This window comes from Streptomyces sp. NPDC056361, from assembly GCF_042262805.1.
GTDB lineage: Bacteria > Actinomycetota > Actinomycetes > Streptomycetales > Streptomycetaceae > Streptomyces.
Map to the genome: position 1 here is coordinate 19,424 of NZ_JBHJQI010000024.1, position 20,872 is coordinate 40,295.

Genomic DNA, 20,872 nt, shown 5'->3' on the forward strand with positions numbered 1-20,872 from the left:
CCCGGCTACACCACGGGGCGGCGGCGGGGGCCGCGGGGCGGTTCCGCGGGGGCGGGGGACGCCGCGGCGATCCGGGCGGCCGCGGCGGAACGCTGATGACGGCGACCCATCTCCCGTACCTTCCGGAAACTCGCGATGAGCCCGGCCACCAGAGTGCCGCCGTAGAGCCAGCCCGCGTGGACGGCGAGGGCCGTGACGACCGCCATGGCCTGGCCGCCGAGCCCGCCCGTACCGCCCGCGATCGGGACGACACCGACCGCGAAGGCGATGGGGACGGCGATCGGGGCCGTCACGAGGTCGGCGGTACGGACCCACAGCGCGGTCAGCGCGCTGACCGGCAGGAACAGCAGCCCGTAGGCGATGGGGGAGCCGTCGAGGAGCAGCAGGTCGAGGAAGCCGATCGTCAGCATCACGGCGGAGGCGAACAGCCCGGCGCCCAGCCCGGTCAGCCGGGGCGAGGGCAGGCGGCGCAGGGCGAGGACGACGGGCGGCACGGGCCTGGACCCCGCAGGCCGCCCGGCACCGCGGCCGGCGGCGGCGCCCGCCACCGCGCCGGCCCGCTCCACCCGGGCGTCACCCGGGGCCCGCCCGGACCGGCCGGTCACGCGGTACACGGCCGCGCCCTCCACGAGTGCCGGGGGCGGCGTGACGGGGGTTTGCGGCCGTCGGCGGCCTTGCGGCTGACTTGTCCTGTGCTGCTCCACACGACCAACGTAGGTCGGATGGGGCCGGGAACCGGGTCCGGGACACGCCCTTTGGGTGACGTTGCGCCGGAGATCGACCGAAGGCGGGCGTCACTGGCCGGTTCTCCCCGCCCGTAAACTGGGGGATCGGCCCCCCGTCCACACTTCAGGAAGTCGCCACCGTGTCGCTCACGATCGGAATCGTCGGTCTGCCGAATGTCGGCAAGTCGACCCTGTTCAACGCCCTGACCAAGAACGACGTGCTGGCGGCCAACTACCCGTTCGCCACGATCGAGCCCAACGTCGGCGTCGTCGGTGTCCCCGACGCCCGCCTGACCAAGCTCGCGGAGATCTTCGGCTCCCAGCGCATCCTCCCGGCGACCGTCGACTTCGTCGACATCGCGGGCATCGTGCGCGGTGCGAGCGAGGGCGAGGGCCTCGGCAACAAGTTCCTCGCGAACATCCGCGAGTCGGACGCGATCTGCCAGGTCATCCGCGCCTTCAAGGACGAGAACGTCGTCCACGTCGACGGCAAGGTCTCGCCCAAGGACGACATCGAGACGATCAACACGGAGCTGATCCTCGCGGACCTCCAGACGATCGAGAAGGTCCTCCCGCGCCTCCAGAAGGAGATGCGGATCAAGAAGGACACGGCGCCCAAGGTCGCCGCCGTCGAGGCCGCCCAGGCGATCCTGGAGAAGGGCGACACCCTCTTCTCGCAGGGCATCGTCCAGGGCTCGGAGAAGGCGGAGCTCCTCCACGACCTCCACCTCCTCACCACGAAGCCGTTCCTCTACGTCTTCAACGTCGACGAGGACGAGCTCACCGACGACGCCTTCAAGGCCGAGCAGAGCGCCCTCGTCGCCCCCGCCGAGGCCATCTTCCTCAACGCCAAGCTGGAGCAGGACCTCGCCGAGCTCGACGAGGAGGACGCCATGGAGCTCCTCCAGTCCGTCGGCGCCGAGGAGCCCGGCCTCGCCATCCTCGCCCGCGTCGGCTTCGCCACCCTCGGCCTCCAGACCTACCTGACGGCCGGCCCCAAGGAATCCCGCGCCTGGACCATCAAGCAGGGCGCCACCGCCCCCGAGGCCGCCGGTGTCATCCACACCGACTTCCAGAAGGGCTTCATCAAGGCCGAGGTCATCTCCTTCGACGACCTCGTCGCCACCGGCTCCGTCGCCGACGCCCGCTCCGCCGGCAAGGCCCGCATGGAGGGCAAGGAGTACGTCATGCAGGACGGCGACGTGGTGGAGTTCCGCTTCAACGTCTGATCGCGTATCCAGAGGTGGCCTGACCTGCGAGGATGCAGGTCAGGCCCTTCTGTTGTCCGCAGCAGTCCGCAGGGCCGGGAGCAGCTACGCGTCGTAGACCGTGGAGCGGTGTCCGACGTGTACGCCCCACACCACCAGCTCCCCGTTGTCGATCGTGTAGACGACGCGATAGTCGCCGACCCGTAGGCGGCGGCGCTCAGGCTGGGATACGAGTGCGGTGGTGTTGAAGCCGAAGGGGTCGCTCTCCAGCTCTGTCAGTTTGGCCAGGATGCGAAGCGCCATGTCACGCGGGATCTTGCGCAGCTCGACCTGGGCCTCGGGCCGGAACACCGTGCGGTAGTCACTCACTGCGTGCCAGCGTCTCCCTCATCACGTCCTCGATCGGGACGCCGGCGGCCGGGCTCGCCATGCGCTCATCGATGATGCGGTTGATCTCGCGCTCTTCCCACTCCTGGTACTTGCGCAGCACCTCGATCGAGACCACGGCGGCGACCTGCTTGCCGCGACGGGTGATGACGGTGGGCGTGTCGTCGCGGTCGGCCCGTTCGACGACTTCGGCCAAGTGGGCGCGTACGTCGCGGATGGACTCTATGGGCAGCGGCTGAGTCATGCCCCAAGGGTGCCGAGTGTGCCATGTGTACACAATCTGGGTTGCATGCACCGGTTGGGATGAGCCGCCGATTGGGTGGCTGATTCCGGGACAGAGATCCGGGAGTAGTTCCTTCTCTTACCTCTTGCCATTCGTGAGGTCGCAGGGGTGATCGTGTTGGCGCCGCTATACGCGTCAATCTGAGTGTGGCCGCGGTGTGTGTCGGCGGGGCGATCGAGGTGGTCGCGAGGGCGGGGCGTTGTGCCGGTGATCCATACTCGGCGCGTATACAGCGCGCTGCACGCTGAGGTGCGGAACCTGCCCTTCGGGGCGTGACATGAACTGGATTGTGTGCGCCCAAGACCAGGCCGGCGGCGGCGCGGTTGCCGATGTCGCGCTTGACCAGCGACCAGATACCTACTTGAGGGTTCAGGTCGCGTAAGCAGGCAGCTGGAAGACCGTGAGTCAGCCCGCGTTTGCTTCGCTGAACTCCCGCATGGGCTTGGGCAGGTGCAAGTGGACGTGGCGTACACGGACTTCACGTAGCGGCAGTCGGGCGGCTGAGGCTACGGCCGAGTCCAGCCGTTGGCGAAGTCGCAGTGGAGGTCCGTCCAGCGGTGCTGCTGAGCAGCGGTGTAGGCGGGGTCGTCGCGGAGGTGGGCCAGGGCATTGACCCACTGGTCCCAGAGACCATCAGGCTGGGTGAAGCGGCCCGCACGGTGGGTGCCGAGGTGGGCGTCGAGGCGGAGGAGTGCACCGAGGGCTGCGGGCTGGTCGTAGCGGAGGTCGGTGCGGGGGAGGTAATGGTCGAGGTAGGCGGTGAGGATCTCGGCGTCGGCGTGGGTGCCGAAGCGGGCCAGGGCGAAGCAGTAGGCGCCGCCGGAGAAGCAGAACTCGCTGGCGAGGAGCAGGTCGCCGATGCGTTCGCGGAACGTGGCGCGTCGGCCTATGCCGATCAACCAGCCGGCGGTGAGGCGTGAGCGCCACTCGTAGCCGAGGAGGGCCTCCAGCTCGGCGTCGGTGATCGTGGCTGCGTCGTCGATGAGGTGACGGGCGAAGCGTTCGGTGTGTGGCCACCCGGGCCGCAGGACGCGACCGCTCTTCAGTTCGCGGTAGCGCGGGTGGTCTGAGTCCTTCCTCGTCACGTAGCGCTCGATCACGTAGCCGTAGCCGATCTCCTCGGGGTGCTGGAACGGCATAGGTCACCTCTCCGGGTGCAGGTCGGTACGGTCGATCCAGGTGAGGGCGACGAAGATGTCGTCGCCGGCGGGGGCTTCGGAGGCTTCCAGCAGGGACCAGGTGCGGGACTCCTCGACCAGGTGCTCCCAGGGCGCGGTCCAGTCGAGCTCCCAGTCCAGGCCGGGGCCGGAGACGCCGTACGTGCGGCCGGCGTCCACCCGCCAGAACTGGGAGTAGAGGATCACCTGGGCGTGGTCGGCCAGGTCGTTGATGATCTCGGCGAAGTGGGCCGAGGGCCAGCCAGGGGCGTCGTCCGCCGCGGTGGCTCGTAGGCGCGCGGTGAGCGGTGGGACGACGGGGGGGCGTGCGCCGAGTTCGGTCAGGGCCCAGCGGATGCCCTCCGGCTCGCTCCAGTCCGGTGGCGTCGCTCGTTCCAGGCAGGCGCGATAGGCGCGGCGCACAGGCTCGACCGCGCCGTCGATCTTCAGGCTCGCCAGGGCCATCGCCGCCCATTCCCGGATAGTGGAGTCGTCGCTGCGCAGGAGGGCGATCAGAGCGGAGCCGCAGCGTGGGTCCGCCACCTCTTCGAAGACCTCGATGGCGGTCAGCTGACCGAAGCCGCCGAGGGAGGGCAGTCCGTCGATGATGGTGGGGATGGCGTCGGAGCCGATGCCGATCAGTTCTGCGCGGGCGTCGTACGACGGGCCGGTCGAGTCGTCGAGCTGCTGGATGAGTCTCTCGATGTGAGTGGTCATGGGTGATCGCGCCGCCAGAAAGTGGGCAGCCACCAGCAGAGCACTGAGCAGTCGTCGGGCCACGGGGCGCGGTCCTCGGCCGCCCAGTCCTCGAACGAGTCGCGCGTCAGGTCGATGGGGCGCCAGGCGGGATCGAGCGGCTCATCCTCGGCCGGCGGGCGGACGTACCGTCGGCCGTGCTGGTCGCAGGCGCCGAAGTCCTGGTAGTTGCGCTGGGCCTCGATCAGAGAGACCTTGTTCGCGCCGCCGGCCATGGTCGGCCAGCGGAACTGGACCCCGTCGTCCTCCCAGAAGCAGACGGGGCAGATCTCGTACGAGCCGGGCATCGCGCCCAGCACGCGGTGGCCGCAGCACGGGCAGGGGTAGGAGTCGCTCACCTGCGCAGTCTCGTTGCAGGTCCCGCCCGGGTGCCATGGATTTCTCGGCCTCCGCCTGCCCGGCCAGTCCGCAGCCAGTCCGCGGGACACCCGTAAACGGCCGTCAGGAGCCAACGCATGCCAACCGGGAAATCCCAGGTCAGAGCCCTGGAGGGGGCTCCGCCACAGGTCAGGGTCAGCCCGCAGGCATTCCGCTTCAACGTGTAGCGGCCGGCATGTCGCCAGGTCGCTGATCCGGCGGGCATGCAGGTCGGAGAGGGCCCGACTCTTCGGAGTCGGGTCCTTTGTCGTTCCCGTTCCCGTGCCGGGGGCTGGGGTGGGGGGTGGGGCGGGTGGTTGTCCGGATTACGACGTTGGTGTGGGGAGTGCGGAGAAAATACAGAACTTGTGCAGCCCCCTCCGTGATGTTGGTGCTTCGACCCCGGACTGCGGGGGGCCGGTGGGAGGAGCGGGCAATGGGGGCAGTGCGGGGAGCCGTACTCGACTACGCGGCGGGGACCTTACGGCTGCTGCCGGGGCAGGCGGCGGTGACTGCCGCGGTGCTCGAGGGGCCGCCGGAGGCGCTGTTGGAGCGGGTGCCGCAGTTGGTGCGCGGGTTCGCGGGGGAACGGACCGATGGCGGGGCGTTGTTCCGGGCGGCGGCCGGACTTGAGGGGGAAGCGGCTGTCGGGGGGCCGGGGGGCGGGGTGGACGACGGGCGGGGCTGTGCGGTGGTGCAGTCGCTGCCCGGGCTGAGCCGGGAGTCGGCGGGGGGTGTGATGGCTTCCCGTGCGGGCCGGCTTGCGGAGGCTGCCGACCGGCTGCACTGGGAGATGGCCGAGTGCGGGGACGTTTCCGGGGGGCCGGCCGCTGGGCATCTCGCTGCCCGGTACGCGCTGTGCTACGTCGGGGCCGCGCTGCTCTGGCTGTGGCGGGCGGGCGAGGAGGGGCGCTCGGGGTGGGCGTGCGAGGGCGTGGACGCCGTGCTGGCGGTGTTGGAGGACTCCGCCGCCTGTGTGCCGGACGTCCCGGCGGCGCTTGCGCTGCTTCCCTCCTGAGGATGGCCGGATGGCCGGATGGCCGGAGGGGCGGTTCAGCCGGCGAGGTCGCCGGCGAGGGCCAGTTGGAAGGTGCGGGTGAGCAGGGGGCCGGGGCCGACGCCCAGGCGGTCGGCGAGGAGCTGCCGGCCGGAGTGGAACTGGAGCAGGGCCGCCGCGGGCTGGCCCGCACGGCACTGGGCGGTCATCAGCAGGGAGCGGTACCGCTCACGCAGGGGGTAACGGGCCACCAGCCGGGTCAGTTCGGCGACCAGGCCGTGCGGGAGGCCGGTGGCGAGTTCCGCTTCGGCCCGGTCCTCCAGGGCCGTGAGCCGGGCCTCCTCCAGCCAGGGGCGCTCCTCGTGGGCCAGCTGCTCGGTGGTGTCGGCGAGGGCCTCGCCCTGCCAGAGGTCGAGCGCCGAACGCAGGACGGCGGCGGCCTGTCGGGCGTCCCCCTGGCGCAGCAGCGTGCCGCCGAGCGCGGCGCGCTCCGCGAACAGGCGGTGGTCGCAGACGAGCCGTCCGGGGACGGCCGAGAGGCGGTAGCCGCGTCCCACCCGTTCGAGCGTGGCGGCCCCGTCGAGCGGGGCGCGCAGCCGGGAGGCGTAGGTGTGCAGCTGGGCGACGGAGCGGGCCGGGGGGCGCTCGCCCCACAGGGCGCGGATCAGGCGGTCGTCGGGGACGACCCGTCCCTCGGCGAGCAGCAGTGCGGCGAGGACCGTGCGGGGCTTCGCGCCGCCCAGGGCGTTCTCCGCGCCCTCGGACGCGGCCCGGATGCGGACCGGTCCGAGCAGGGCGGTCTCCAGGAAGGGCGTCATGGGGAGCGACCGTAGGCGGGCGGCCCATCCTCCCGGTATCGGCCGCTTATCGGCGTTTCGGAGCGCTGGCTCGGGGCTCGTTCCCTCTGTCGAACCCGCGCCCCAGCGATTATGATCATGACAACTTTCAGGGGGGCCTGGATTGGCGTCGATGCGGTTTTGCCTGCTCGGGACACTCCGACTGGCCTGTGAGGACCGGGAGATCCGGCTCGGCGGGGCACGCCAGCGCGCGGTGCTGGCGCTGCTTCTGCTGCGGCGCGGCCGTACGGTCTCCGTGGACGAGCTCGCCGAGACCGTCTGGGACGGTTCGCCGCCGCCCACCGCCCGGACCCAGATCTCCATCTGCGTCGCCCAGCTGCGCAAGCTGTTCCGGGAGGCGGGCGTGGACGGCGAGGTCATCGTCACCTCCCACCCCGGGTACCGGCTCGACACCGACGGCCACGGGGTCGACCTCGTCGACTTCCTCTCGCTGGCCGGACAGGCCTCCGCGCTCGCCGGCTCCGGCCGCACGGCGGAGGCCGCCGACGCCTACCGGCGGGCCCTCGCCCTGTGGCGCGGTCCCGCCCTGGACGGCCTGACCGGCTACGCGCTGGAGCAGGAGGCCTGCTGGCTGGAGGAGCAGCGGCTGACCGCGCTGGACGACCACGCCGAACTGCGGCTCGCCCTGGGCCGCCACCAGGAGCTCACCGCCGAACTGGCCGCCCTGGTCAGGGAGCACCCGCTGCGCGAGCGCACCCGGCACTCCCTGATGCTCGCCCAGTACCGCTCCGGCCGCCGGGCCGAAGCCCTGGAGACCTTCCGCACCGGGCACCAGCTGTGCGTCGACGAGCTGGGGCTCGAACCCGGCACCGCACTGCGGGAGCTGCACAACGCGGTCCTCTGCGAGGACCCGGCCATCGCGGCCCCGCCGACCGTCCCCGAGCCCGTCGCGGCTGTCGCACCTGCCGTGACCGTCGGGCCCGTCGCGCCTGTCGCGCCTGTCGCGTCCGTCGTACCTGGCGTACCGGCCGTGACCGTCGTCCCTGCCGTGACCGCGCTACCCGTCGCACCCGTCACGGTCGAGGAGCCGGAGGGCCGGCCGGAGGCCTCGCCCGCGAACTTCCCGGGCGAGGCCCCCGCCGCCGCTTCCGGCGACCGCCGCCCCGCCCTGCCCGCCGCACCGGCCCTCGCCCCGTCCGACCTCCCCCCGAACATCCCCTCGTTCACCGGCCGTACCGCCGAGACGGAGGTCCTCGACGCGCTGCTCGACGGCCGCCCCGACGGCGAGCCGCCGCGGGTCGCCCTGGTCACCGGGGTGGCCGGGATCGGCAAGACCGCGCTGGCCGTGCACTGGTCGCACCGTGCGGCCGCCGCCTTCCCGGACGGCTGCCTCCACGTGGACCTGGGCTCCGCCCCGACCGCCCCCGGCGAGGTCCTGGGCCGCCTGCTGCGCTCGCTCGGCGCGCCCGGTGACCGGCTGCCCGACGACGAGGCGTCCCGGATCTCGCTCTACCGCAGGCTGCTGCGCGGCCGCAGGGTCCTCGTCGTCCTGGACGACGCCTCCTCGTTCCCCCAGGTCGCCCCGCTGCTGCCGGCCAACGGCGGCTGCTGTGTGGTCGTCACCAGCAGGGAGAGCATGGAGGAGCTGGTGCTGCGGCACGGCGCCGTCCGGGTGCCGCTCGGGGTGCTCGACCGGGCCGACTCCACCGCCCTGCTCGACCGGATCGTCACCGGGGGCCGCACCGCCGCCTCCCCCGCGCAGACGGCCCGGCTGGCCGAGCTCTGCGACGGGCTGCCGCTCGCCCTCTGCATCGCCGCCGCCCGGCTGGCCACCCGCCCGCACTGGACCGTGCGCCGCCTCGCCGACCGGCTCGCCGACGAGCACCGCCGCCTGGACGAGCTCAGCCTCGGCGGGAGCCGGGTCCGGGCCAGCTTCGAGCTGAGCCACGGCTGCCTGTCACCGGGCCTCGCCTCCGTGTACCGGCGGCTCTCCCTCCTCGACGTCCCCGACGTGCCGGCCTGGGCCGTCGCCGCCCTCCTGGACTGCCCGGTGGAGACCGCCGAGCAGTACCTGGACGAGCTCACCGACGCCCACCTCCTGGAGGTCTCCGGCCCGGACGCCACCGGCCAGTACCGCTACCGCTTCCAGAGCCTGCTCCGTCTCTACGCGCGCGAACGCGCCCAGGAGGACCCCGATCGCCCGGCCGCCGAGGCCGCCCGGGACCGGGCGCTGCACAGCTGGCTGACCGTCGCCGAGGCCGCCCACCGCCGCGAGTACGGCGGCGACCACTCGGTGGTGCACGGCCCTGCCCCCCGCCCGCACGTCGACCGGGACCTCCTGGACGACCTGCTGGCCCGCCCGCTGGACTGGTTCGACTCCGAACGCCACTGCCTGGTGGCGGCCGTCACCCAGGCCGCCCGGCTGGGACTCGCCGCGCTCGCCTGGGACCTGGCCTCCTCCACCGTCGGCTTCTGCGAGATCCGCAGCAACACCGACGACTGGCGCCGCCTCTGCGAGGAGGGCCTGGCGGCCTCCCGGGCCGCCGGGGACCGGCAGGGCGAGGGCGTGATGCTCGGTGAGCTGGGTGCCGCACTGCTCTACCGGGGCGAGTCGCAGGCCGCCGTCCGGCTCCTGGAGGAGGCGGACGGCGTACTCCGGGCCGGCGGCGAGGTCTACGGGGCCGCGCTGAACGCCTGCAAGCTGGCCGTCGTGGTCCGCCAGCGGGGCGACGCGGCCGCGGCACGCGCACTCCTGGACGGGGCGCTGCCCGCGCTGCGGGCCGCCGGGGACCTCTCCGCGCAGGCCCACGCGCTCAACAACCTCGCCCAGATCGCCCTGGACGCGGGCGAACCGGAGGAGGCCGTACGCCTCGGCAGGGAGGCGGTCGCGCTGGCCCGGGAGCTGGGCGCGACCCGGGGCGCTGCCCAGGCCTTCCACCGGCTGGGTCGGGCCCTGCTGGTGGCCGGGCGGCTGCCGGAGGCGGAGGAGGCCCTGACCGAGGCGGCCGGAATCGTCCGCGCCAAGCACGACCGGCTGGGCATGGCCTACGTCCTGCTGGGTCTGGCCGAGGCCCGCCTGCGGGCCGGCCGCGCCGACCGGGCCGACGAGGACCTCGCCGCCGCCCTCGCCCTGGCCGAGGAGACCGGCAGCACCGTCCTGCTGGACCGCCTGCACCTGCTCAGGGTCGAACTGGAGGAGGCGCGGGCACCGGGCGCGGAGCTCCCGCAGAAGGCGTGACCCGGGCCGCGGCTCGGTCTCCGGGCTCGGTCTGTACGACGGTGCCGGGCGCGGAGCTCCCGCAGAAGGCGTGACCCGGGCTGCCGTTCGGGCTCCGGGCCGGGGCTGTACGACGGCACCCGGCGCGGAGCTTCCGAAGGAGGTGTGACCCGGGCCGGGGATCAGTCCCAGGGCTCGGTCTGCACGATCGTCGTGGTCTCACCGGCCGCGGACGTCGCCGTGGTCCCGCCGGCCACCGCGGTACCGGCGGCGAGCATGACGCCCGTGATGACCGCCGCGATCGCGACAACGGCCTTGACCAGCTGCGTGTTCCCCATGTCCCCGCTCCTTCTCACTTGTCGCCCACCGGATTCCGGCCTCTTGCCGGTCCGTTCCCCGGGCGACTCGCTCCGACATCGACAGACGTTAGGGGGAGGGGACTTCGATTGCTTATCGGCTCGCTATCCTCTCCCCTTTCCGGCCCCTCCGACCTGCGGAAACGGGCGCGGCCCCCGGCGGGGGAAGCCGGGGGCCGCGTGTGCGGGGGTGGTGCGGGGCGGTCCGGAGGGGACCGGTCAGAACTTCAGGGTCCAGTGGTCGAGCGTGCCGGAGGAGCCGGCCGAGATGTCCTCGACCCGGAGCCACCAGACCCCGCTCGCCGGGGAGGCGGAGGCGTCCACCGTGTAGACCTGCTGGATCACGCCGTTGCCCTCCTCCTCCACGGACTCCTTGACGAGGTAGACCTTGCCGTCCGGGGCGACCAGGTGGACGTCGAGGTCACCGCGCCAGGTGTGGGTGGCGTGCATGTACACCTGGAGGTTCTTCGGCGCGTTGCCCGTGATGCCGGTGACGGTGACAGGGATCGAGACGGTGCCCGGGTCCGGGACCGAGTGCGGGGTCTGCACCTCGTACGCGGGGAACGTCATCGACCAGGCGTTGAGGGTGCCGACGGAGCCGGGGGACGGGTCGGAGACCTTCAGCGTCCACTTGCCGTCGGCCGGGGAGGCGGAGGCGTCCACTCGGTAGGTCTCGCGGAGCACCCCGCCGTTCTCGGTGGCGGCGGTGGAGGTCGAACGCAGCGGGTAGGTCCGGCCGTCGGGGGAGAGCAGGTCGATCCGGACGTCGCCGCGCCACTCGTGGGTGACGTCCACGGCGACCTGGAGGGCGGCCGGGGCCTTGCCGCCGATGCCGTCCACCGTGAGGTCGGAGGTGACCGATCCGCCGTCCGGGACGCTGAGGTTGCCGGTCATGGCGAAGGGGGTGGGGAAGTTCAGCGACCAGCCGAGGAGGGTGCCCTTGCCGCCGGTGGAGGCGTCCGTGATCTGCAGCTTCCAGGTGCCGGAGGCGGGGGAGGCGGAGGCGTCGACGGTGAAGCCGCCGAGCGCGCCGCCCGTTTCGGTGGCGGAGGTGGACTTCAGGCGGTACAGCCGGCCGTCGGGGGCCACCAGGTCGATCTTGAGGTCGCCGCGCCAGTCGTGGCTGCCCTCCAGCTCGACCCGGAGAGCCTTGGGCGCGTTGCCCGGAACGCCGGTGACGGTCAGCGGGGCCTCCAGGGTGCCCGGGTCCGGGATGACCCGGTCGGTGTCGTCGAAGACCTGGGAGGGGCGCGGCCGGGCGGCCGGCGCGGGCTCCGGGGCGACCGTGCCGACGACGGCCTTGCCGACGTCGATCCGGGGGGTGACGGCACCGGTGTACGTGATCGGCGTGCCGGTGGTGCCCAGCTTCGCCACCAGGTTCGCGATGCTCTCCGCCGGGTACTTCTGGCGCAGGACCGCCAGGGCCCCCGTCACGTGCGGGGCCGCCATCGAGGTGCCGTTCTTCGCCGCGTAGCCGCCGCCCGGGACCGAGGACACCACGGACGTGCCGGGGGCCATCAGGTCCAGCAGGGGGCCGCGGTTGCTGAACGAGGCCACCTGGTCGTCGTCGGTCGTCGCGCCGACCGTCACCGCCGACGGGACGCAGCCGGGGGCGTTGACCGCGTCGCCGTACCCGTTGTTGCCGGCGGCGACGACCGTCGCCACGCCCACCGAGTACAGGCTGTCGATGACGGACTTGCGGGGGTCGGTGTCGCAGGCCGTGGTCCAACGACCGGCGCCCAGCGACATGTTGGCCGCGATGATGTCCATGCCGGACTGCTTCAGCGCGTACACCTTCTCCAGCGCCTTGATCTGCGAGCTGGTGAAGCTCAGTACGCAGGGGCTGTTGCCCGCGCCGCAGTAGTCGTCGGAGTCGAAGCGGGAGAACACCTGCATCGCCACGATGTTCGCGCCGGGGGCCACCCCGCGCTTGGGGGCGCCGCTCAGGCCGGTCCCGTTGCCGGCGGCTATGCCCGCCACGTGGGTGCCGTGCGAGCAGGCCGCGCCCAGTTCCGCGCAGCTGCCGGTGTCGGCGTCGGCGCTGCCGGTGCCCTCCTGGGAGGCCTCGCCGTTCGGGCAGAGGCTGGTCGCGCCGTAACTCTCGTCGTTCACCGAGAAGCACGCCTCGGCCGTGACCCGGCCGCTCAGGAAGGGGTGGTTCTTCGCGACACCGGTGTCGATCACCGCGACCGCGGTGCCCGCCCCGGTGGCGCCGGCGGCGAAGGCCTTGTCCGCGCCGATCCGGACCGTCGATTCGTCCAGCATCGGGGCGACCGGGACGTCCTCGGTCACGCTCACCACGTCCGGGTTGGAGCGGAGCGCGGTGAGTCCCGCCTGGTCGACGGTGAGGGTGACCATCGGCAGCCGCTCGTACGCCACTTCGGTCTCGCCGGCCGTGGCGGCCGTGGCCACGTCGGAGCGGGTCTGGGTCACCACGTTCACCCGGACCGTGCCGCCGCCCTGCGTGCCGGTCTCCAGCGCCGGGTCCACCGGGACCTCGTCGGTCGCCGCCGCGGGGGCCACTCCGACCAGGGGCACCAGGCCCGCCGGCAGTGCGCCGAGCAGCAGGCCCGAGGCCATCGCGACGGCCACAGCAGATCTCTTCACGACAGGCTCCAGGGAGTAGGCACCGAGCGGGCGGTGCCGCGGCGGTAGAGAAAAAGAGGGGGAGGGGGTGACTCGCTCACGAAGCCCGCGAGTTCAGGGCTGGAAGTTCAGGGGGGCGGGGCCGTGTGGTCAGGCCCCGGGGCGGGGACCGGGCAGCAGCGTCGGCTGTTCGTCTGCCCGGTTCCCCTGCGTCTCACGGCCCGTCAGGTGGCGTCGGCACCGTTCTTGGGGTGGCCGCCGTAGAAGACCCCGAGGTAGTACGAGTACGCGGTGGAGCGGCAGGCGCTCTTCCAGAAGTACGCCGGGCAGGTGTTGTAGTAGAGCATGTTGTAGAAGGCCACGTCGGTGGCGATGCCCTTGTTGCGGTCCAGGTAGTAGCGGTAGCCCTTGTAGGTGTTGCCGATGGTGCCGTAGCCGTAGTCGTGCGAGTCGCACGCGGCGCGGAAGTCCCAGCCGCCGGGCTTGTCGGAGGCGCTGGTGCAGTGGTCCTTGTAGACACCCATGACCCAGGCGCCGGTCGGGGTCTGCCGCCAGCTCGGGTTGCGCCAGCCGTAGTGGGCGACCTTGGTCGCGCAGCCGCTGTACTGGTACCACATCCACGTCTCGGGCCGGGAGCAGTAGCTCGGGTAGGCCTGCGCGGAGGTGATCTCGCCGGGGCCGAAGTCCTCGGCGGCCGGGGCGACGCCCTCGGCCTGGGCCAGGCTCGGGGCGCCCTGGACGGCACTGCCGCCCTCGGGGCGGATGCCGGTGGTCTCGACCGACTGCGGGGCGGCCGCGTCACCGGAGTAGGTCAGCTGCCAGGAGGCGCCGTCCTCGGCGGAGGCGGCGACGACCCGGTCCGAGGCGTCGTAGCTGTAGGTGTTGAGCTGGCCGCCGGACGCCGGGTCGACGACCTTGCGGAGCAGGCCGGAGCCGTCGTACGAGTAGCGGGCCAGGGTCGACACGGTCTGGCCGACGGTGACGGTGATGTCCTTGACCTGGCCGGCGACGTCGCCGAGGGTCTGGCCGGAGGCCGTGGTGGCGGTCGCGTAGTTGACCTTCACCGTCTGCGCGGGGACGTCGGCGCGAGCCGGGTCCTTGACGGTGGAGACGCGGCCGACGCTGTCGTAGGTGACCGTCGTCTGCTTGAAGGCGGTGTTGCCGACCGCCGTCACCCGCCAGTTGTCGCCGCTGCCGCCGACCTGCTTCCAGGTGTAGGACGGCTTGAGGGAGCCGGCCGGGATCGCGGCGCCGGTGGAGTCCAGCGGCACGTCGTCACCGGAGGCGGCCTGGGCGAGGTCGACGTTCAGCGTCTCGGTGACCGTGGTCTTCAGCACACCGGCGAGGTCGTCCCACTGCACGTTCTCCACCAGCGTGGAGCCGTCGGCCGCCTTGTAGGTGTTGATGCTGCCGCCGTTGGCGCCGGCGACGGAGTCGGTCAGGTCATAGCGGACGGACTCGGCGGTGTCCAGGTCGGTGGTGGTGATCGAACCGGAGCCGGGGACCAGCTTGCGGTTCAGCTGGCCGCCGACGAACTCGGACTCCCAGCTCGGACCGAACACCCCGAGGTCCGAGCGGGTGGTCGGGGCGTCCTGGGCCTGGGCGACGCCCGGGCCGGTGCCGTCCACCGTGTGGGTACGGCTCATCAGGCCGTACGTCACGTCGTTCTCGGATATCTGGAAGGTGTCGTCGGCCGACTGGTACATGCCCGGGCCGATCAGCTGGGTCGTACCGGACTCCAGCGCGGGGGAGGGGACCTCCTCGGCGATGGCGGACTGGGGCAGCAGCAGGGCCAGTGACACTGCCGCGACTGCGGGAAGCGCGGTTCTGCGCACGTTCGGTTCCTTCGGGTGACCGGCGGTACACGGTCCGGGCCTCGCGGCCGACCCCTGTTCGCCTGTTCGAGCCGGTCGTTCTCGGCCGGCAACGAGGAACTTAGGAATCCGCTCCTTCGATCCGGTATGCCTCCGCCATCGCCCGCCGCGATACCCCTCCGATGGCACCCGGTTGCCCGCACGGTGACGCCCCGGCCCCTCCGGCCGGCGCCGTCCGCGGGGTCGGTGCGGCGGGGGTCTCGGGGAGGTGGTGGACGGCCTCCGGGAGACTGCTCGTCCAGGGAGACGCCGCGGTGCGCTCCGGTGGATCGGGCCGGGCACGGGAGAAGAGGGGTGGGGCGCGTGGGGCGTGATGAGCGGGAGGTGGTGGCCAGAGGGGCGCGGCTTTACGCGGCGGCCCGAGGGGTGTGCGGCGATCACGGCAGGGCCGTCGAGGCGGTACAGGAGGCGTTGAGGCCGCTGCAGGACGAGGCGGTGGCGCGGGAGCTCGACGCCACGCCCGTCGCCCGGCTCCAGGAGGCCACCGGGGGACGGGTGCAGTGGGAGAGCGTCGAGCGGAGCGGGCTGAGGACGGTCGGGCGGGTGCTGGAGGCGGGCCCCTACCGCTTGCGGCAGGTTCCCGGGGTCGGCCGGCGCACCGCGGACCAGATCCTCGCGGCCGCCCGGCGGCTGTCCGAGGCCGCGCACGAGACCGTCGCGGTGCGGATCGACGTGGACCGGCCGGAACCGCGGACCTCGGCTCTCGTCATCGCCCTGAACCTCCTGGTGGAGGCAGGGCCGGACGGGCGGCGCGCGGTGGACATGGCCGAAGGCCTGGCGCTGCGGCTCGGTCCGCTGCTGGCCGAGGCCGGACCGGCCGCCGGACGGTTCCGGATGCTGCTTGCCGGCCGGGAGAAGCGGTCACGGGCGCTCGCGGCGGTGGACGGGATCCGGTCGCTGGTGGAGGACGCGGAGCGGGCGGGGGCGCTCGGACTGCTCGCCCAGGCGTCGGTGGATCTGCTGCGCGAGCCCGCGACCGACATCGCGGCCTGGGTCGACTTCGAGCTGCGCTCCGCCGAGTACTACAGCCTGCTCGCCGAGATCCCCGGGCGGGCGCCGGACGTGGGCGCCGCCCAGGGGTTCCTGCCCGACAAGCTCGCCGAGCGGGTGCGGCGCCAGCGCCTCGACGACTCCCGCCTGCGCGTCTCCCTGCGCGGGTACCAGGAGTTCGGCGCGAGGTTCGCCCTCGCCCAGCGCAAGGTGCTCCTCGGCGACGAGATGGGGCTCGGCAAGACGATCCAGGCGATCGCCGCGTTGACGCATCTCGCCGCCAAGGGGCAGAGCCACTTCGTGGTCGTCTGCCCGCCGAGCGTCCTGGTCAACTGGGTGCGCGAGATCGAGGCCCGCAGCACGCTGCGGTCCACGCTCCTGCACGGCCCCGACCGCCACGACGCCTTCGCCGACTGGAGGAGCCGGGGCGGGGTCGCGGTGACCACCTTCGACGCGCTGCGCGGATTCCCCGCCCCCGAAGGCGGCGAGATCGGGATGCTCGTGGTGGACGAGGCGCACGCGGTGAAGAACCCGAAGACGCTGCGGTCCCAGGCGGTCGCCCGGTGGGTGGAGCGCTGTGAGCGTGCCCTCTTCATGACCGGCACCCCGATGGAGAACCGGGTCGGAGAGTTCCGCGACCTGATCCGGATGCTCCACCCCGGCGTCGCGGACTCGCTGACGGAGGGGGACGCCCTGACGGGCTCGGTCGCCTTCCGCCAGGCCGTCGCACCGGTCTACCTCCGGCGCAACCAGAAGGACGTACTGGCCGAGCTGCCCGCCCTCCAGCACACCGACGAGTGGGAGGAGCCGAGCGTCTCCGACGAGGAGGCCTACCGGGAGGCGGTGGCCGCCGGCAACTTCATGGCGATGCGGCGGGCCGCGTACCTGCGCCCCGAGAAGTCGGCCAAGCTGGAGCGGCTCCGCGAGATCGTCCGGGAGGCCGGCGAGAACGGCCAGAAGACAGTGGTCTTCTCCTACTTCAAGGACGTGCTGGGCGTGGTGGGAGAGGCCCTCGCCGGCAGTGTGCCCGTGCACGGTCCGCTCACCGGTGAGGTCCCGCCGGTGCGCCGGCAGCAGGTCGTCGACGACTTCGCGGCCGTGCCCGGGCCCGCGGTGCTGCTGGCGCAGATCCAGGTGGGGGGAACCGGCCTCAACATGCAGGCCGCGTCCGTGGTCGTCATCTGCGAACCCCAGGTCAAGCCGACGATCGAGCAGCAGGCGGTGGCCCGGGCCCATCGCATGGGCCAGGTCAGACGGGTCCGGGTCCACCGTCTGCTCGCCACCGGTGGGGTGGACGAGCGCCTGGTGAGGATGCTGGCGGCCAAGACCCGCCTGTTCGACTCGTACGCCCGGCGCAGTGCCGTGGCCGAGGCCACCCCGGACGCGGTCGACGTGTCGGACGTCGGCATCGTCCAGAGGATCGTGGAGGAGGAGCAGGCGCGACTGGGCCTGGTGGGCGAGGAACCGCCGGCGGTCGGGCAGGAGGAGTCACCCTGACGCACGCCCCGCGCCCCGCGGTCCGTGTCCCCTGGTCCGGCGCCGTGTCCGGATCGTGGCGGTGGGGGCGGGGACGGAGGCGGGGACGGGGGCGGTGGGTGCGAGGGGGGTGTCGGGGGCGACGTATCCTCGGGGGCCGGGGATCGGGGGCGTGGGGGAGAGGGATCGCGGAGGTACATGGTGGAGTTCAGGCTGCTCGGCTCCGTTGCGTTGGTGGCGGAGGACAGGGACGTAGCCTTGGGGCCCGCCAAGCGGACGAGCCTGCTCGCGATGTTGCTGTTGCGGCCCAACAGCGCGGTGAACGTGGGGCAGTTGATCGACGCGCTGTGGGAGGAGGAGCCGCCCACGCACGCGAAGACGGTGTTGCAGGGGCATGTGTCGCGGCTGAGGGCGCTGCTGGCGGAGCACGGGGCCGAGGCGTACGGGGTGGAGCTCGCGACCCACGGGTCGGCGTACGTGCTGCGGATGCCGGAGTCGCTGGTGGACGCGCACCGGTTCGAGGAGCTCGTCGGTCTCGCGGGGGTGCAGCGGCAGCCGGCCGACGCGGTGCGGATGCTGCGGGAGGCGCTGTCGTACTGGCAGGGGCCGGCGCTCACCGGGACCGTGCACAGCAGGCCGCTGGAGGCGGCGGCCGGCGGCCTGGAGGAGCTGCGGCTGGCGTCGGTGGAGGCGCTGGCGGAGGCGTACGGGAAGCTGGGCGAGCACGCCAGGGCCGCCGCCGTGCTCCGTACCGAGGCCGTCGCGCATCCGCTGCGGGAGTCGCTGGCGGCGGCGCTGATGCTGGCGCTCGGCCGCTCGGGGCGGCAGTCGGACGCCATCGACTGGTACCACAGGACCCGGCGGCTGCTCGCCGAGGAGCTGGGCGTCGACCCGGGCGAGACGCTCGCCGAGGCGTACGCGACGCTGCTCCGCTCGGCCGAGCCCGTCACCGTGTCGCGCCCGGCTGCCCCGGCCGACGTCCAGGTGCCGGAGGGGCTGCCGCGGGCGCCGCGCGGTTTCACCGGGCGGGGCGAGGAGCTGGCCGCGCTCGACCGGGCGGTGTCCTGCGAGGAGGGGCCGGTGTGCCTCGTCACCGGGCCCGCCGGCGTCGGCAAGACCGCGTTCGCCGTGCACTGGGCGTACCGGCGGTGCGCCGACTTCCCCGACGGGCGGCTCTTCGCCGACCTGCGCGGCTTCAGCGACACCCAGGAGCCCGAGACCGCCGCCGTACTGCGGGAGTTCCTGCTCGCGCTGGGCGTCCCGCCGCAGCGCATCCCCGAGGCGGTCGAGGCGCGGGGCGCGCTGTTCCGCTCGCTCACCGCAGGGCGGCGGCTGCTCGTCGTCCTCGACAACGCGCGCTCCTCCGAGCAGGTCAGGCCGCTGCTGCCGGGCGGCGACCACTGCACGACCCTGATCACCAGCCGTGACCGGCTCGGCGGCCTCATCGCCTCCGACGCCGCCCGTCCGGTGCCGCTGCGGCATCTGCCGACGGCCGATTCGACGGCACTGCTCACCACCGTGCTGGGCGCGGCGCGGGTCGCCTCCGAGCCCGACGCCGCCGCGCAGCTCGCCGGGCTCTGCGACGGCCTGCCGCTGGCGCTGCGGGTGACGGCGGCCCGCCTGGCCGAACGGCCGCAGTGGACGCTGAGCGCGATGGTCGGCGAACTCGCCGACGAGCAGAGCCGGTTGCTCCTGCTCGACGTGGAGGACCGGGGGGTGTCGGCGGCGCTGCGGCTCACCGTGCAGCAGCTGCCCGAGTCCGCCGCCCGGCTGTTCCGCGCGATCGGTCTGCACACCGGCTCCGACCTGGACCGCTTCGCGGCGGGGGCGCTCGCAGGGACGTCCCCCGCGCAGGCTTCCGTCGACCTGGACCGGCTGGCCGCCGCACATCTGCTCACCGAGTCCGTCCCGGGCCGCTGGACACCGCACGACCTGGTGCGGCTGTACGCCCGCCACCTCGCCCCGCAGGCCGACCCCGAGGGGCTGCTCCGCCTCCTCGACCACTACCTGTACACGGGCCTCGCGGCCGACGCCGCCGCCGAACCGGGCTCCCAGCCCTGCTACTCGCTGCCCGCCGACGCCCGACGGCCCGCCGCCACGAGGGAGTTCGAGGACCGCACGGCGGCCCTCGACTGGTACGCGGCCGAACGCCCCGCCCTGGAGGGCGCGGTGGCGACCGCCGCGTCCCTCGGACTGCACGACCGGGCCTGGCGGCTCGCCCTCGTGCAGTGGCCGCTGATGCTCATGCGGATCGGCGACGGCTGGACGCCGCTCCTGGAGGCGGGACTCGCCTCGGCCGTGCACGTCGGCGACCTCGACGCGCAGTCGCGGGCGCGGGCGCTGCTCGGCTGGATCCTGCACGAGGAGGGTCGGGACGCCGAGGCGCTCGTCCACCTGGAGAAGGCGCCCGGTCTTGCGGCCCGGGCGGGCGACGCCATCAGCGAGGCCATCGCCTACGTCAACTACGCCGCCGTGCTGGACGCGACCGGGGAGCACGAGCGGGCCGGGCTGCTCATGGTGCACGCGGTCTCGCTCGCCGACCGCACCGGCCACCCCTCCACCCAGGTGCTGACCCTCCAGCATCTGGCGGGGCACTGCCTGAAGGCGGAGGACTACGAGGCGGCCCTCGCCCACATCGTTCGCGCCGGGGAACTGGTCGCGCCCGACGCGGTGGTCGTCCGGGCGCAGCTGCAGATCGCCCGGGGTGAGGCACTGGCCGGCATCGGCCGCCTCGACGAGGCGGCTGACCAGCTGGAACGTGCGATCGCGGCGGCCGACAAGGCCGGTTTCCGCGAAGGTTCGGCGCGGGCGACGGAGCGTCTTTCGCGGCTGTCAGCGGATCGTTAGCGGTACGCAAGCGGGACGGCAGCGCCGGGCCGGAAGCTGGATACAGCACCGAGCACGACGTCACGTGCGCCGACCGAACCGCTTCAACGGGGGAACACCACCATGCGCAACCACCGCAAGAACACCGTCCTGGCCGCCGCCGCCATCGCCGCCCTCTCGCTGGGCCTGACCGCGTGCGGCGGCGGCGACACCGCCGGCGCCAAGGACGCGGGCGCCGCCAGCGCCTCGCAGGCGGCCGGCGGTACGGGCGAGGGCGGCACGGCCACCGGCGGCACGGCGGACCAGACCGCCTCCAAGAACGGCTCGGGCTCGGGCTCGGCCGGCGGCTCCACCGCCACGTCCACCTCCTCCGGCGGGTCCTCGTCCGGCTCCACCGGCTCCACCGGTTCGACCGGCTCCACCGGCGGTTCGAAGACCTCCGCCAAGGCCCCGGCCTGCGCCTTCGGCGACGTCAAGATCACGGCGAAGAAGGCCGACGAGGTCCCGACCGAGCACATCGTGCTCACCGCGACGAACACGTCCGGCCGCTCCTGCACCCTGCTGCAGTACCCGCTGATCGCCTTCGGCCCGATCCAGACGGCCAAGGACGTCCCGGCCGTCGCGAAGAGCAAGCCGTCGGCCCCGATCGTCCTCAAGGCCGGCGAGCCCGCCTACGCCAACGTGCGCGTCGCCCTCGGCGGCGCCCACGAGGACAACAAGGTCGTCAACGAGTTCAACGTGAACCTCTTCGCCGCCGACGGCCCCGCCGAGGGCAGCGTCGTCGTCAAGGCCCCGGCCGGCGGCCTGGCCGTCGACGAGGCCGCCGCGAAGACGGGCTACTGGACGTACGAGCTCCGCAACGGCGCCGACGAGTTCTGAG

The 20,872-nt window shown here is 73.1% G+C and carries 16 protein-coding genes; 6 read left to right on the forward strand and 10 right to left on the reverse strand.

Annotation, left to right across the window (positions count from 1 at the left end):
- Nucleotides 1–5 precede the first annotated feature (5 nt).
- Nucleotides 6–704, reverse strand: a complete 699-nt coding sequence (locus ACFCY7_RS10540; RefSeq protein ID WP_376483222.1) for a DUF6542 domain-containing protein — start codon at nucleotides 702–704, stop codon at nucleotides 6–8.
- Nucleotides 705–865: 161 nt separating this feature from the next.
- Here ACFCY7_RS10540 and ychF point away from each other — a divergent pair, with 161 nt between their 5' ends.
- Nucleotides 866–1,954, forward strand: a complete 1,089-nt coding sequence (gene ychF, locus ACFCY7_RS10545; RefSeq protein ID WP_376483223.1) for a redox-regulated ATPase YchF — start codon at nucleotides 866–868, stop codon at nucleotides 1,952–1,954.
- An 84-nt stretch (nucleotides 1,955–2,038) separates the two neighbouring features.
- Here ychF and ACFCY7_RS10550 read toward each other — a convergent pair whose 3' ends face one another.
- The 5 genes from ACFCY7_RS10550 to ACFCY7_RS10570 all read right to left on the reverse strand — a co-directional run bounded on the left by ACFCY7_RS10550 (nucleotide 2,039) and on the right by ACFCY7_RS10570 (nucleotide 4,854).
- Nucleotides 2,039–2,302, reverse strand: coding sequence for a type II toxin-antitoxin system RelE/ParE family toxin (locus ACFCY7_RS10550; RefSeq protein ID WP_376483225.1), 264 nt, complete (start codon nucleotides 2,300–2,302; stop codon nucleotides 2,039–2,041).
- Nucleotides 2,295–2,564, reverse strand: coding sequence for a type II toxin-antitoxin system Phd/YefM family antitoxin (locus ACFCY7_RS10555; RefSeq protein ID WP_030963159.1), 270 nt, complete (start codon nucleotides 2,562–2,564; stop codon nucleotides 2,295–2,297). The genes ACFCY7_RS10550 and ACFCY7_RS10555 overlap by 8 nt, the downstream gene beginning before the upstream one ends.
- 545 nt (nucleotides 2,565–3,109) lie before the next feature.
- Nucleotides 3,110–3,742: a DUF6000 family protein gene (locus ACFCY7_RS10560; protein ID WP_376483226.1), complete on the reverse strand. Its 633-nt coding sequence runs from the start codon at nucleotides 3,740–3,742 to the stop codon at nucleotides 3,110–3,112.
- 3 nt (nucleotides 3,743–3,745) lie between these two features.
- The gene (locus tag ACFCY7_RS10565) at nucleotides 3,746–4,477 is read right to left on the reverse strand and encodes a HEAT repeat domain-containing protein (protein WP_376483227.1); all 732 of its coding nucleotides are present in this window, start codon (nucleotides 4,475–4,477) and stop codon (nucleotides 3,746–3,748) included.
- Nucleotides 4,474–4,854 (reverse strand): CPCC family cysteine-rich protein, encoded by a 381-nt coding sequence (locus ACFCY7_RS10570; RefSeq protein ID WP_376483229.1) that lies wholly within the window; start codon nucleotides 4,852–4,854, stop codon nucleotides 4,474–4,476. Before ACFCY7_RS10570 ends, ACFCY7_RS10565 begins: the two co-directional genes overlap by 4 nt.
- Nucleotides 4,855–5,309: 455 nt before the next feature.
- Between ACFCY7_RS10570 and ACFCY7_RS10575 the strand changes: the two genes are divergently transcribed.
- Nucleotides 5,310–5,891 (forward strand): hypothetical protein, encoded by a 582-nt coding sequence (locus ACFCY7_RS10575; RefSeq protein ID WP_376483230.1) that lies wholly within the window; start codon nucleotides 5,310–5,312, stop codon nucleotides 5,889–5,891.
- Between the two features lie 35 nt (nucleotides 5,892–5,926).
- Here ACFCY7_RS10575 and ACFCY7_RS10580 read toward each other — a convergent pair whose 3' ends face one another.
- The gene (locus ACFCY7_RS10580) at nucleotides 5,927–6,688 is read right to left on the reverse strand and encodes a BTAD domain-containing putative transcriptional regulator (protein ID WP_376483232.1); all 762 of its coding nucleotides are present in this window, start codon (nucleotides 6,686–6,688) and stop codon (nucleotides 5,927–5,929) included.
- Between the two features lie 151 nt (nucleotides 6,689–6,839).
- Between ACFCY7_RS10580 and ACFCY7_RS10585 the strand changes: the two genes are divergently transcribed.
- The gene (locus ACFCY7_RS10585; protein WP_376483234.1) at nucleotides 6,840–9,905 is read left to right on the forward strand and encodes a BTAD domain-containing putative transcriptional regulator; all 3,066 of its coding nucleotides are present in this window, start codon (nucleotides 6,840–6,842) and stop codon (nucleotides 9,903–9,905) included.
- 161 nt (nucleotides 9,906–10,066) lie between these two features.
- Here ACFCY7_RS10585 and ACFCY7_RS10590 read toward each other — a convergent pair whose 3' ends face one another.
- The 3 genes from ACFCY7_RS10590 to ACFCY7_RS10600 form a co-directional block, all read right to left on the reverse strand.
- On the reverse strand, nucleotides 10,067–10,222 hold the full coding sequence (locus tag ACFCY7_RS10590; RefSeq protein WP_376483235.1) for a hypothetical protein: 156 nt from the start codon (nucleotides 10,220–10,222) through the stop codon (nucleotides 10,067–10,069).
- Nucleotides 10,223–10,459: 237 nt separating this feature from the next.
- The gene (locus ACFCY7_RS10595; RefSeq protein WP_376483237.1) at nucleotides 10,460–12,847 is read right to left on the reverse strand and encodes a proprotein convertase P-domain-containing protein; all 2,388 of its coding nucleotides are present in this window, start codon (nucleotides 12,845–12,847) and stop codon (nucleotides 10,460–10,462) included.
- Nucleotides 12,848–13,050: 203 nt separating this feature from the next.
- A complete protein-coding gene (locus ACFCY7_RS10600) occupies nucleotides 13,051–14,661 on the reverse strand; it encodes a phospholipase A2 (protein WP_376483238.1) in 1,611 nt (536 codons plus the stop codon).
- 342 nt (nucleotides 14,662–15,003) lie between these two features.
- On the opposite strand from ACFCY7_RS10600, the gene ACFCY7_RS10605 reads away from it, so the two are divergent.
- The 3 genes from ACFCY7_RS10605 (at nucleotide 15,004) to ACFCY7_RS10615 (ending at nucleotide 20,871) form a co-directional block, all read left to right on the forward strand.
- Entirely contained in the window at nucleotides 15,004–17,187 is a 2,184-nt protein-coding gene (locus ACFCY7_RS10605; RefSeq protein WP_376483240.1) for a DEAD/DEAH box helicase, read from the forward strand.
- 180 nt (nucleotides 17,188–17,367) lie between these two features.
- Complete coding sequence (locus ACFCY7_RS10610) at nucleotides 17,368–20,013, forward strand: BTAD domain-containing putative transcriptional regulator (protein WP_376483296.1); 2,646 nt, start codon at nucleotides 17,368–17,370, stop codon at nucleotides 20,011–20,013.
- 102 nt (nucleotides 20,014–20,115) lie between these two features.
- The gene (locus tag ACFCY7_RS10615; protein WP_376483242.1) at nucleotides 20,116–20,871 is read left to right on the forward strand and encodes a DUF4232 domain-containing protein; all 756 of its coding nucleotides are present in this window, start codon (nucleotides 20,116–20,118) and stop codon (nucleotides 20,869–20,871) included.
- Nucleotide 20,872: the final 1 nt, after the last annotated feature.

Coding starts and splice junctions, on each gene's coding strand:
- ACFCY7_RS10565 (WP_376483227.1), bottom strand. CDS start 4,477: ATGACCACTCACATCGAGAGACTCATCCAGCAGCTCGACGACTCGACC.
- ACFCY7_RS10555 (WP_030963159.1), bottom strand. CDS start 2,564: ATGACTCAGCCGCTGCCCATAGAGTCCATCCGCGACGTACGCGCCCAC.
- ACFCY7_RS10585 (WP_376483234.1), top strand. CDS start 6,840: ATGCGGTTTTGCCTGCTCGGGACACTCCGACTGGCCTGTGAGGACCGG.
- ACFCY7_RS10560 (WP_376483226.1), bottom strand. CDS start 3,742: ATGCCGTTCCAGCACCCCGAGGAGATCGGCTACGGCTACGTGATCGAG.
- ACFCY7_RS10575 (WP_376483230.1), top strand. CDS start 5,310: ATGGGGGCAGTGCGGGGAGCCGTACTCGACTACGCGGCGGGGACCTTA.
- ACFCY7_RS10615 (WP_376483242.1), top strand. CDS start 20,116: ATGCGCAACCACCGCAAGAACACCGTCCTGGCCGCCGCCGCCATCGCC.
- ACFCY7_RS10590 (WP_376483235.1), bottom strand. CDS start 10,222: ATGGGGAACACGCAGCTGGTCAAGGCCGTTGTCGCGATCGCGGCGGTC.
- ACFCY7_RS10580 (WP_376483232.1), bottom strand. CDS start 6,688: ATGACGCCCTTCCTGGAGACCGCCCTGCTCGGACCGGTCCGCATCCGG.